This is a genomic window from Actinospica durhamensis, from assembly GCF_018139695.1.
GTDB lineage: Bacteria > Actinomycetota > Actinomycetes > Streptomycetales > Catenulisporaceae > Actinospica > Actinospica durhamensis.
This window is the reverse complement of sequence record NZ_JAGSOG010000093.1, coordinates 19,215-30,623: the sequence shown is the minus strand read 5'-3', so window position 1 is coordinate 30,623 and position 11,409 is coordinate 19,215. Positions and strand designations below refer to the sequence as shown.

Annotated in this window: 12 protein-coding genes and 1 pseudogene; 10 read left to right on the top strand and 3 right to left on the bottom strand. The window is 73.0% G+C overall.

Going from position 1 to position 11,409, the window contains the following annotated elements; translation table 11 throughout:
* The first annotated feature begins 103 nt into the window (after window positions 1-103).
* The 3 genes and pseudogenes from KDL01_RS19140 (at window position 104) to KDL01_RS45990 (ending at window position 2,307) form a co-directional block, all read left to right on the top strand.
* A complete protein-coding gene (locus tag KDL01_RS19140; RefSeq protein ID WP_212529889.1) occupies window positions 104-610 on the top strand; it encodes a MarR family winged helix-turn-helix transcriptional regulator in 507 nt (168 codons plus the stop codon).
* Window positions 607-1,434 (top strand): ABC transporter ATP-binding protein, encoded by an 828-nt coding sequence (locus KDL01_RS19135; protein WP_212529888.1) that lies wholly within the window; start codon window positions 607-609, stop codon window positions 1,432-1,434. Before KDL01_RS19140 ends, KDL01_RS19135 begins: the two co-directional genes overlap by 4 nt.
* 130 nt (window positions 1,435-1,564) lie before the next feature.
* A pseudogene (locus tag KDL01_RS45990) lies at window positions 1,565-2,307 on the top strand (ABC transporter permease).
* Window positions 2,308-2,447: 140 nt separating this feature from the next.
* Here KDL01_RS45990 and KDL01_RS19125 read toward each other — a convergent pair.
* Both KDL01_RS19125 and KDL01_RS19120 read right to left on the bottom strand, forming a co-directional pair.
* Window positions 2,448-3,404, bottom strand: a complete 957-nt coding sequence (locus tag KDL01_RS19125) for a 5'-3' exonuclease (protein ID WP_307846421.1) — start codon at window positions 3,402-3,404, stop codon at window positions 2,448-2,450.
* Between the two features lie 118 nt (window positions 3,405-3,522).
* Window positions 3,523-4,716: an amino acid deaminase/aldolase gene (locus tag KDL01_RS19120; protein ID WP_307846420.1), complete on the bottom strand. Its 1,194-nt coding sequence runs from the start codon at window positions 4,714-4,716 to the stop codon at window positions 3,523-3,525.
* A 334-nt stretch (window positions 4,717-5,050) separates the two neighbouring features.
* Here KDL01_RS19120 and KDL01_RS19115 point away from each other — a divergent pair, with 334 nt between their 5' ends.
* From KDL01_RS19115 to KDL01_RS19105, 3 genes are read left to right on the top strand one after another with little or no spacing between them, the layout of a single operon-like run.
* A complete protein-coding gene (locus tag KDL01_RS19115; RefSeq protein ID WP_212529885.1) occupies window positions 5,051-5,758 on the top strand; it encodes a hypothetical protein in 708 nt (235 codons plus the stop codon).
* Window positions 5,755-7,239 carry a S8 family serine peptidase gene (locus KDL01_RS19110; RefSeq protein WP_212529884.1) on the top strand — a complete coding sequence of 495 codons (1,485 nt, stop codon included), beginning with the start codon at window positions 5,755-5,757 and terminating at the stop codon, window positions 7,237-7,239. The genes KDL01_RS19115 and KDL01_RS19110 overlap by 4 nt, the downstream gene beginning before the upstream one ends.
* The gene (locus KDL01_RS19105; RefSeq protein WP_212529883.1) at window positions 7,236-8,003 is read left to right on the top strand and encodes an SseB family protein; all 768 of its coding nucleotides are present in this window, start codon (window positions 7,236-7,238) and stop codon (window positions 8,001-8,003) included. Before KDL01_RS19110 ends, KDL01_RS19105 begins: the two co-directional genes overlap by 4 nt.
* Window positions 8,004-8,006: 3 nt before the next feature.
* Here the strand turns inward: KDL01_RS19105 and KDL01_RS19100 are convergent, their stop codons facing one another.
* A complete protein-coding gene (locus KDL01_RS19100) occupies window positions 8,007-8,396 on the bottom strand; it encodes a DUF1844 domain-containing protein (RefSeq protein ID WP_246576652.1) in 390 nt (129 codons plus the stop codon).
* Between the two features lie 457 nt (window positions 8,397-8,853).
* Between KDL01_RS19100 and infC the strand changes: the two genes are divergently transcribed.
* The 4 genes from infC (at window position 8,854) to KDL01_RS19080 (ending at window position 11,290) form a co-directional block, all read left to right on the top strand.
* Window positions 8,854-9,597 carry a translation initiation factor IF-3 gene (infC, locus tag KDL01_RS19095; protein ID WP_246576651.1) on the top strand — a complete coding sequence of 248 codons (744 nt, stop codon included), beginning with the start codon at window positions 8,854-8,856 and terminating at the stop codon, window positions 9,595-9,597.
* A gap of 149 nt (window positions 9,598-9,746) precedes the next feature.
* Entirely contained in the window at window positions 9,747-9,941 is a 195-nt protein-coding gene (gene rpmI, locus KDL01_RS19090; RefSeq protein WP_212529882.1) for a 50S ribosomal protein L35, read from the top strand.
* A gap of 93 nt (window positions 9,942-10,034) precedes the next feature.
* Entirely contained in the window at window positions 10,035-10,421 is a 387-nt protein-coding gene (gene rplT / locus KDL01_RS19085; protein ID WP_212529881.1) for a 50S ribosomal protein L20, read from the top strand.
* Between the two features lie 41 nt (window positions 10,422-10,462).
* Complete coding sequence (locus KDL01_RS19080; RefSeq protein WP_212529880.1) at window positions 10,463-11,290, top strand: TrmH family RNA methyltransferase; 828 nt, start codon at window positions 10,463-10,465, stop codon at window positions 11,288-11,290.
* The last annotated feature ends 119 nt before the right edge of the window (window positions 11,291-11,409 follow it).

Sequence of the window (11,409 nt, the reverse complement as noted above, 5' to 3'; positions counted from 1 at the left end):
GCCCCGCCGCGCCCGTTCCCGCAACCTATTCCTGCCGAAATCCTCACGTCCCGTTCGCCCCGCGCCCTGGTTATTAGCTCTGCTTTGGACTTAGCCTGGTCCCATGACGGTAGATCCGCCTCCGCCGCTTGATCGAGGACTGGCCGAGGACCTTTCCACGAGCCTGTCGGCGCTCAACCGTACGGTGCGCCGACACGTGCGCTCCCACCTGCACTTCGAGCCGCTCGCCGGTGCGCAGGGCGAACTGCTGCGCCTGGTCGTGGAGCGCCCCGGCATCAGCGTCTCCGCCGCCGCCAAGGAGCTGCGCCTGGCCGCGAACTCGGTGTCCACGCAGGTCCAGCAGCTGGCCCGGCTCGGCTACCTCAGCCGCGAGGCGTCCCCCGCCGACCGGCGCGGCGCCGTGCTGCGCGCCACCGCGGACGGGCAGGAACGGCTCGCCCGGTGGGCCGACGAACGCGCCGAACTGTTCGCGCGGCAACTGCACCGCCTCAGCGGCCCTGACCTCGACGCGCTCACCGCCGCGTTGCCCGCACTGCGCGCGCTGGCCGAGGCGATCAGCACCGACGAGACCGATCTCCACCCGGCCGTGGCGGAACGGAGCGCATCGTGAACGCGTCGACTCCAGCCCTCGAGGTCACCGGCCTCGTCTACGCCTACAAGCAGAATCGCGCCGTGGACGGCATCGACCTGCACGTCCCGCAGGGCTCGGTCTACGGCCTGCTCGGCCCGAACGGCGCGGGTAAGACCACGGCGATCCGCGCCATCACGACCCTGCTGCCGATCCCGCCCGGGATGGTCCGGGTCTTCGGCCGCGACCCCGCGCGCGACCAGATGGGCGTGCGCAGAAGCCTGGGATACGTGCCGCAGCAGCTGTCCGCCGACGCGGGCCTGACCGGCCGCGAGAACGTGGCCAACTTCGCCCGCCTGTTCGACGTGCCGCGCGCGGTGCGGGCCGAGAAGGTCGAGCGCGCGCTCGACGCGGTGGGCCTGCTCGAGGTCGCCGACCGGATGGCCAAGGCGTACTCGGGCGGCATGGTGCGACGGCTGGAACTCGCCCAGGCGCTCGTCTCCTCGCCGCGCCTGCTGATCCTGGACGAGCCGACCATCGGCCTCGACCCGATCGCGCGCGACTCGGTCTGGCGGCACATCGGGGACGTGCGCGCGGCCACCGGCATGACCGTCCTGGTCACCACGCACTACATGGACGAGGCCGAAGAGTACTGCGACCAGATCGCGTTGATGCACAAGGGCAGGATCCGCGCCGCCGGCACGCCGCAGCAGCTGATCGCCTCGCTCCCGCCCGAGGCGTCCGGCACGTCCCTGGAGGACGCGTTCCGGTACTACTCCGGCGGGGCCGGGCTCGAGGAGAGCGAAGAGGGAGGCGACTTCCGTGACGTCCGCAGTACCCGCGCCACCGCGAGCCGAGTCCGATGACGGCGCCGCCGGCGTCGATACCGGCACCGACACACAGTCCCGCGCCGACGCCGACGCCGACACCGACGCCGACGCCCTGACCGCCGCCGCCCACCCCATACGCACCGGCTGGACCGTACTGCCCGCGCGCATGGTCGCCCTGAGCATCGTCGAACTGCAGAAGATCCGCCACGACCGCAGCGAGATCTACTCCCGCGCCGTCACCCCGCTGCTGTGGCTGGCCGTCTTCGGCGAGACCTTCACCCGCATCCACGCCATCCCCACCGGCCGCACCCCGTACCTGGCCTACCTCTCGCCGGGCATCATCGCGCAGTCCGCGATGTTCATCGCGATCTTCTACGGCATCCAGATCATCTGGGAGCGCGACGCCGGCGTGCTCACCAAACTCATGGTGACCCCCACCCCCGCGCCGCCCTCGTCGCCGCCAAGGCCTTCGCCTCCGGCGCCAAGGCCGTGGTCCAGGCCGTGGTGGTACTGATCATGGCCGCGCTCCTGGGCGCCGGCATGACCTACAACCCGCTGAAGCTGCTGTGCGTGCTGCTCATCGTGGTCCTCGGATCAGGCTTCTTCTCCTGCCTGTCCATGTCGATCGCCGGCATCGTGCTCACCCGCGACCGGCTCATGGGCATCGGCCAGGCCATCACCATGCCGCTGTTCTTCACCTCGAGCGCCCTGTATCCGATCTCGGTGATGCCCGGCTGGCTCCAGCCCCTGTCCCGGATCAATCCCCTGACGTACGAGGTGGACGGCCTGCGCTCGCTGCTGATCGGCTCGCCCACCGACATGCCCCTCAACCTCGCCGTCCTCGCCGGCTCGACCCTCCTCGCCGTCACCGTCGCCTCGAAGCTGCTTCCGCGCCTCGCCAAGGGCTGAGGGGATCCCGATCCGGCTGGCTCGGTCCTCTTGCCGCTGTGTCCGGTGCCCGCGTGAGGGTTTGGCGTCCGTTACACACCCGCCCGCCCTGCGCATCGGTTCGCTCGTGGTCACGATGAGCAGGCGGACGGCAGACGGGATCACCCCGCGGCCAACGCCTTCGTCAGCCGCTTCACCGGGCCGGCCAGGCCGTACTGCTCGGTGAGCTTCTGCAGCGTGTCAGGGTGCTTCGGTGCGGTGGGCAGGGCCGGGTCGACCGGTGAGGTCGGGGCTTCGGCGCGGACGCGGACGACGTCGGGGGCGACGGCGAGGTAGTCGTGGGCGGCGTCGAGCTTCTTGCGGACGGCGGGCTTGAGGGGCGAGGTCGCGTCTTCGGCGGCTGCGCGCAGCTGGGTGAGGGAGCCGTACTCGGCCAGCAGTGTCGCGGCGGTCTTCTCGCCGATGCCGGCCACGCCGGGCAGGCCGTCGCTCGCGTCGCCGCGCAGGGTGGCGAAGTCCGCGTACTGCGATCCGGTCACGCCGTACTTCGCGTCCAGCGCCGCGTCGTCCATGATCTCCAGCTTCGCCACGCCCCGGGCGATGTTGAACACGCGCACGCCTGACGCGTCGTCGACCAGCTGGAACATGTCGCGGTCTCCCGTGACGACGTCCACCGGGGCGCTGCCGCCGTCCCCACCGTGGGCGGCACGGTGCTGCGCCGCGTACGCCGCGATCGCGTCGTCGGCCTCGAATCCCTCGGCCCAGCCGTCGGCGATGCCGAACGCCGCGAGCATCTCGAGCAGCATGTCTACCTGCGGGGTGAGCGTGTCGGGGACCTCTTCCACCGCGGTCCCGTCCGAACCGGCCGGGGCCTCCTCGGCGACGCGGTGCGTCTTGTAGGACGGCAGCAGCTCCACCCGGAACGCCGGACGCCAGGCCGCGTCGAAGCAGGCGATCAGATGATCGGGGCGGTAATGGGTCACCAGATGCGAGATGAAGTCGAGGGTGCCGCGCACGGCGTTGACCGGGCGGCCGTCGGGTGCGGCGATCGACTCGGGCAGCGCGAAGTACGCACGGTAGTAGAGCGTCGGGGTATCGAGCAGCATCAGTCGGGGCACGGGACCAGCATGGCACGGGGCACCGACAGCGGACACGAGGCTCAGCCGCCGCCGGCCGGCCGAATGCGAGGCCCGCCCCGGGCTGCAGGAACGTCCTTCGCTACAGGCCCGCCCCGCCCTAAAGGAACGTCCGGCCCTCGCCGCGGTACGTCGGCACGGTCGCCGTCACCTTGTCGCCCTCGATCGTGTGCAGTTCGGCGAAGCGCTCGCACAGCTCGCCCGCCTTCGCGTGCCGGAACCACACCCGGTCCCCGACCGCGAGGTCGTCCGCGGCGGCGCCGAGCAGCGGGGTCTGCACCTCGCCCGCGCCCTCCTGGGCGTCGTAGCGCAGCTTGGCCGGCAGGTACGGCTGCGGCAGCCGGTCCCAGCCCGGCGCGCCGGAGGCCAGGTACCCGCCGCCGAGCACGGTCACGATGCCGCGGCCCGGGCGGCGCACCACCGGCAGCGCGAACAGCGCGGCCGGGCGTCCCGCCACCGCGCGGTAGCCGTCGAACAGGCGCGGCTTGAACAGCCCGGAGCCCGCCGCTATCTCGGTGATCGCGTCCTCCGCGGCGGTGCGCTCGACCGATCCGGTGCCGCCGCCGTTGACGAATTCGAGCTGCGCTATCTCCTTGACCGCCGCCACGATCTCGGCCCGGCGCTCGGCCAGTTCGGCCCCGCTCAGTCCCTGCATCGCCCGGACCGCCAGGCCCCGGGCCGGCCGCCCCGGCGGACGGTCGCCCACCCCGGCGATCTGGGCCTCGTACGCCATCAGTCCGACCAGGCGCAGTCCGGTGCGGTCGGCCGCCTCGCGGGCCACGGTAGAGACCGCCTCCACGCTGTGCAGCGGCGAGCGCAGCGCGCCCACCCGCAGCCTGCCGTGCAGCGGGCGCCAGGACGCGTCCACGTCCACGCTGATCCGGATCGGGGCCGCGTCCGGGATCTCGGCCACGGCCTTCTCGATCAGGTCGAGCTGCTCGACGGAGTCGGCCGTCAGCGTGATCTCGTCCGCCGCGACCGGGTCCGAGGCCAGCCGCCGCAGCGCCGAGCGGTCGGCCGTCGGGTACGCCACCAGCACGTCGGAGAAGCCCGACTCCACCAGCCACAGCGCCTCGGGCAGCGTGAACGCCATGACGCCCTCGAAGCCGTCCATCTCCAGCACCGTCCGCAGGATCTCGCGGCAGCGCACCGACTTCGAGGCGACCCGGATCGGCTTGCCGGCGGCGCGGCGCACCAGGTCGGCGGCGTTCTCGCGCAGCGACGCGAGGTCGACCACCGCCAGCGGCGGGTCGAGATGCGCGGTGGCGTGGTTCAGCCGCTCCAGGTCCTTCACGCTATCGACCCTGCCATGGGCGGCTCGGGACGGGCGAGACCGAGAGTGTCCCGGAACGGTTTCGAGTTGATGACCGCGAAGATCCGGATACGTGACAGGCCCCGGGTAACGGACCCGTGTGTCCAGCTCGGGAGGCATGCTGGAAACCCCGGGAGCGTGTCGGCGCACCGGTATAAGGTGCACACGTTGAAACGTCTTTTCGGTCCGCCCCGGGTGGACCGCCGGAGGGAGTGGCGTGGATCCGCAGGGCGCTTGGCCCCCACCACCCGTACCGCCCGCGCCGCCCGCGGCTCCCGCCCGACCCCGGCGTTCGCCCGCGCGGGTGAGCGCGGCGATGGTCGTCGTGGCGGCGGCGGTCGGCGCGTTCGTCGTCGGTCTCGACGTCTCCGGCGCCTCGCCCGCCCGCACCGACGCGCAGCCGGGCTCCGGGGCGAGCACCGCGCAGATCGCGGCCGACTCGCTCTGGCGCACCGCGCCCGCGGACGACATCCTCCCGGCGAAGCTCGACCGCGAGGGCAGCGAGGCCTACTACCGGCTCGCGATCAACCCGGACGAGGGCTGCGCCCAGCTGCCCGCCACCTTCCGCGGCGCCTTGGGCAAGGCGGGCTGCGCGCACGTGCTCGAGGCCACCTACCTCGACTCGACCGAGTCCGTCGTGGTGACGCTCGGCGTCGTGGTCGTCGGCGGCACCGCGCCCGAGCGCTCCGCGCTCTTCCAGAACTGGACCGCCGACTCCTACGCGCGGCAGTACCCGATGATGCCCGCCGCCTTCCCGGTGGCCTCCTCGCAGGCCTCGAGCTTCCACGACGCCCAGCGGATCGCCTGGAAGTCGGCGATCTCCGAGGACGGGGACTACCTCACCTTCGCCGTCGCAGGGTTCGCCGACGGACGCCAGGGCCCGACCGCGGCCGCCTTCGACCTGGGCAACGAGTCCGAGCTGCAGTCCGACTCCCCGCCGGTGCAGGCCGCCGACGACCTGTCCGCATACCTGCTGACCTCCATCACCGCGCTCGAGCCCACGCCGAACGGGAGCACCTCATGAGCGCCGGACGCGCGCGCCCCGTCCCGCGCGCCGCCCGCCGGCTGTCCGCGGCCGCCGCCGCGCTCGCCTGCCTCGGCGCCGCCACCGTCTGGACCGCGCCGGCCGCGAGCGCCGACTCGATCCGCGACAGCGAGTGGCCCGTCTCCTTCCTGAACCTGCCCGCGGCGCAGCAGCTGAGCAAGGGCTCCGGGGTCACCGTGGGCCTGCTCGACACCGGCGTCGTGCAGGGCCGCGCCGACCTGACCGGCCAGGTCACCACCGGGCCCGACTACGCGGGCGGGGTCGAGCGCTCCGGGCAGCCGGGCTGGGGCGAGCACGGCACCTGCATGGCCTCGATCATCGCCGGGCACGGCCGCGACGGCGGCGGGGACGGCATGCTCGGGGTGGCGCCGAGCGCGCACATCCTGTCCGTGCGGGTCATCCGGGACGACGACGCGCCGGACCTCGACGAGGCCACCACCGACGCCACGCCGATCTCGGACGGCATCAAGTACGCGGTGGACCACGGCGCGAAGGTCATATCCATGTCCCTCGGCGGGGACGAGTCCGACGCGGGCGACGACTCCTCGGCCGAGTCCGACGCGATCCGCTACGCCCTCGCCCACAACGTCGTGGTGGTCGCGGCCGCGGGCAACGGGGCGCAGCAGGGCAACGCCGTGTCCTACCCGGGCGGCGAGCGCGGGGTGATCACCGTCGCGGCGGTGGACTCCAGCGCCCAGCACGCCGACTTCTCCACCACCGGCTGGGACGTCGCGGTGGCCGCCCCCGGCGTCAACCTGCCCTGCGACGCCTTCGACTCGGACGGCAGCTACCTCGAGGGCAGCGGCACCAGCCAGGCCACGGCGTACGTCGCCGGGGTGGTCGCGCTGCTGCTCGCGGAGAACCCGCTGCTGAGCCCGGCCCAGGTCAGGACCCTGCTGGAGCAGACGGCGGCGCACAAGCCGGCCGGCGGGCGCAACGACGAGATCGGGTTCGGCGTGGTCGACCCGGTGGCCGCGCTCAGGGCCGCGAAGAGCTACGGCGCGGTGTCCGCGGTGCCCTCGGCCGGGCCCGGGGTCGCCTCCGGCCACTTCGGCTACGGCGCGACCACCACCGTGACCGCCGCCTCCGCCGCCAAGATCGCGCGGACCAGGGCTCTGACCGGCGGCGGCGCGCTGCTGCTGCTCGCGCTCGTGGTCGCCGCGTTCCTGCTGCGCCGGCCGCGTGCGCGCGGGGCGGATCTGACGGCGGCTTACCTGCTCTCCACGCCGAACCTCGAGGTCACCGAGGTGGTGGTGGAACAGTGGCGCGGCCCGGACCGGCCCGACCTGCCGCCGCTTCAGGCGCCGGCGCCGTACAACCAGCCGCCGCCGTACCAGGCACCCTCGCCCTACCAGGCACCGCCGCCGCAGGGCTGGGCCCAGGGCCAACCCGGCCCGTACGGTCCGCCCGCACCCCCGACACCGCCGAACGCCGACCCTCGGCTAGGGTCGGACGGGTGACAGACTTCCACGGCCGCAACCTGCAACCGACCGGATTCGAGGGCGACGACGGGTCCGCCGATCCGGCCCTGATCGAGGTCCTCGCCGCGGCGCGTCAGGACGAGGCCGGGGTCTACCCGGCGTACGCCGCGCTGGCCGGGCGGCGAGTGCTGGTTCCGATCGTGGCGCTGCTCGGCGAGACCGAGGCGGCCGAGACGGTCGGCCCGGACGGGACCGTGCTGCGCCGGGACAAGGACAGCGACATGGCCGTGGTCACCCTCGTCGCCCCGGACGGGGTCAAGGCGCTGCCCGCGTTCACCTCCGTCGCGGCGTTGGCCGAGTGGGGCGCACGGTCCGGCTTCCCGCAGGCGCGCCCGATCCCGGTGACGATGGAGACGGCGGCGGCCGCGGCGCTGCAGGAGGAGGCCGAGGTACTGCTGCTCGACCTCGGCGGCCCGGGCCAGTTCGAGATCTCCGGCAGCGCGCTGCGCGCCTTCGCCCAGGGCCGCAAGCCGCTGCCCCCGGCCCTCGACCCCGAGGTCATGGACGCGGTCACACGCGTGCTCAGGGGCGTCCCCCAGCTGGCGAAGGTGCTGGTCAGCGCCCGGCTCGGGCAGGCCGCCGAGGACATCACGGTGCTCGCCCTCGGCTTCGAGCCGGGCACCGACCCTAAGCCGCTCGAGGCGCCGCTGGCCGAGGTGGCCCAGCGCATCGCCGCCGACGACCTGCTGCGCGACCGGCTCTCCGGCGGCCTGCAGATCGTGATGACGAGCGACGAGGACTAGGACTCAGGCCCGGCCGGCGCGCGGCTGGCGCACCGGGCCGGTGTACTTCTCGCCGGGTCCGGCGCCCGGCTCGTCCGCCACCGTGGACGCCTCGCGGAAGGCCAGCTGCAGCGTCCGCAGCCCGTCGCGCAGGGGCAGCGCGTGCTGTGAGCCGATCTCCGGCGCCGCCGCGGTGACCAGGCCGGCCAGCGCGGTGATCAGCTTGCGCGCCTCGTCCAGGTCCTTGGCCGGCTCGGCGCCGTCCTCGCCCGGCTCGCCCAGGCCCAGCTGCACGGCCGCCGCCGTCATCAGGTGCACCGCCAGCGTCGCGATGACCTCGACGGCCGGCACCTCGGCCAGCTCCCGGGGGCCGGGGAGGGCGGACAGGTCGGTGGCCAGGTCGGTCTCGGACATGGTGCTCCTTCGTTCTCCACTTGCGGACTCGAGCCCGCTTGGCGCCTCGGGCTCGAACCCCGCCAGTCTCGCACGCGCCCCTCGCGCCCCGTCTGCGTCCCCCGGAAGATCGCAGATGTGCCGGAGCACTCCGGATGTCTGCTAACCTGGGACTCAAGCGACCGGCCGGAGTGACACCCCGTGTGTGACACCGGCCCGCAAGTGGAGGGCCCACCTCCCACCTGATCGACCGGCGGTCGACGGGTACGGTCCCGGCGCGCGAGCCGGATCCCGCAAGGGCGGAGCGCGTGCGACGGCAAGGTGGAGCTCTGCATTGTTCCTGCGGAAGCAGGCTGTGCGGGGCTTTTTCGCGTGCCGGGGAATCGTCCCTTTGCCCCGAGGCGTTTCACGGCGGTGCGGGCTCACTCTCCCCGCACTGTCCCGCGACCGGGCGGCTACGGCTCGCCGCCCGGCCCGCATGAACCTAGGAGGCCCCATCAGCGCCGAACCCCGTATCAACGACCGGATCCGCGTGCCCGAGGTACGTCTGGTCGGCCCGGACGGACAGCAGGTCGGGATCGTCTCGATCCAGGATGCCCTGCGTCTGGCCCAGGAGTCCGACCTCGACCTGGTCGAGATCGCGCCGACCTCGCGTCCGCCGGTGGCCAAGCTCATGGACTACGGAAAATTCAAGTACGAGTCCGCGATGAAGGCCCGTGAGGCGCGCAAGAACCAGGCGCACACGATCATCAAGGAGATGAAGCTCCGGCCGAAGATCGACCCGCACGACTACGAGACCAAGAAGGGTCACGTGGTGCGGTTCCTCAACGCCGGGGACAAGGTCAAGATCACGATCATGTTCCGCGGCCGGGAGCAGTCCCGCCCGGAGCTCGGCCGCCGCCTGCTCGACCGCCTCGCCGCGGACGTGGAGGAGCTCGGTTTCGTCGAGTTCGCGCCCAAGCAGGACGGGCGCAACATGATCATGGTGCTCGGCCCGCGCAAGAAGAAGGTGGACGCGATGGCCGAGGCCCGCGCCGCCAAGGCCGCCCGGGCCGCCCAGCTCGGCGGCAGGGACGAGGCCGGCTCGGCCTCGGAGCTCGACGAGGACTTCCACGACGAGCAGCTCGACGTTCACGACGAGCAGCTGGACGCCCCCGAAGAGCAGCTGGACGCTCCCGAAGAGCAGCTGGACCAGGAGCAGCCGACCGACGAGCAGGCGTAACCGCCCTCGAGAGTCCGGCAGTACGACAGACGACACTCCGGCGTCGGCGATCCGCCGCCGCCCTGAGGCACGGCTCGTTCCGCGCCGGTCCGCCCCCGCGGACCCGGCCGGGCGGGCCGGCGAAGTTGAGATGAGAGGGAACGGCAGCCATGCCGAAGAACAAGACGCACAGCGGTGCCAAGAAGCGGTTCCGGGTGACCGGCTCCGGCAAGATCATGCGGGGTCAGGTGGGCAAGCGCCACCTGCTCGAGCACAAGTCCTCGCGCTACACCCGCCGCGTGACCGGCGAGGTCGTGCTCGCTCCGGCCGACGTGAAGAAGATCAAGCGCCTGCTCGGCAAGTAAGCCGCCGCGCTCTATTCCCCCTGACCCTTTGATCTGCAAGGGGACGGCTCGCACCCCGGTGCCGTCGGCCCCACCCCGAGGAGAAGATTCGACATGGCACGCGTGAAGCGGGCGGTCAACGCCCACAAGAAGCGCCGCGCGGTTCTCGAGCAGGCCAGCGGCTACCGCGGCCAGCGCTCCCGCCTGTACCGCAAGGCCAAGGAGCAGGTCACCCACTCCCTGGTCTACGCCTACCGGGACCGCAAGAAGCGCAAGGGCGACTTCCGTCGCCTGTGGATCCAGCGCATCAACGCCGCGTCCCGCGCCAACGGCCTGACCTACAACCGCTTCATCCAGGGCCTGAAGGCCGCGGGTGTCGAGGTGGACCGCAAGATCCTGGCCGACCTGGCCGTCAACGACGCCGCCACGTTCGCCGCGCTGGTCGAGGTCGCGCAGAAGGCGCTGCCTGCCGACGTGAACGCGCCGAAGGTCGCGGCCTGAACCGCGAAGCGAGCGCGTATCCGCACTCCGCACGGCACGGCATGACGGCAGGGCCGCGTGAGGCCGCGATCTCCTCGGTGAAGTCCACCAGGATCGTGGCCGCGCGCCGCCTTGCCTCTCGTGCTTTCCGGGCCAAGCAACGGCTGTTCCTGGCCGAGGGCCCGCAGGCGGTGCGCGAGGCGGCGGCCGAGCCCGGGCTGCTGACCGAGCTGTTCGCCACCGAGCAGGCCGCCGAGCGCTACGCCTCCGAGCTCGAGCTCGCGCGCGCCCACGGGGCCTCGGTGGCGATCGCCGCCGAGGAGGTGCTCGCCTCCCTCGGCGACACCGTCACCGGCCAGGGCCTGGTCGGGGTCTGCCGGTTCCTGGACCGGCCGATGTCCGAGGTGCTCGACGGCCCGCTGCGGCTGGTCGTGCTGCTCGCGCACGTGCGCGACCCCGGCAACGCCGGCTCCGTGCTGCGCGCCGCCGACGCCGCGGGCGCCGACGCGGTGCTGGTCAGCGGCGAGTCCGTGGACGTGTACAACCCCAAGGCGGTGCGCGCCTCGGTCGGCTCGCTCTTCCACCTGCCCGTGGTCACCGGCGTCGACCTGCCCGCCGCCACCGCCGCGCTGCGCGAACGCGGCGTGCGCGTGCTGGCCGCCGACGGCGCGGGCGAGGCCGACCTGGACGACGAGGCGGACTCCGGCGCCCTGGCCGCCCCCACCTGCTGGATGTTCGGCAACGAGGCCTGGGGTCTGCCCGACCCGGTGCTCGCCCTGGCCGACGAGGCGGTGCGGGTGCCGATCCACGGACGCGCCGAGTCGTTGAACCTCGCCACCGCCGCGGCCGTGTGCCTCTACGCCTCCGCCCGCGCACAGCGGCGGCGGTAGCCCGCCGCGCACGGCCCGGCACCGCCCGCGCCGTGCGTCAAGCACGAGACCCCGGCGCATGCCCGCCAAGTCTGGCGCTACGGTGGCGGCACCCGGAATGATGGGGTGTCAGCACGGCA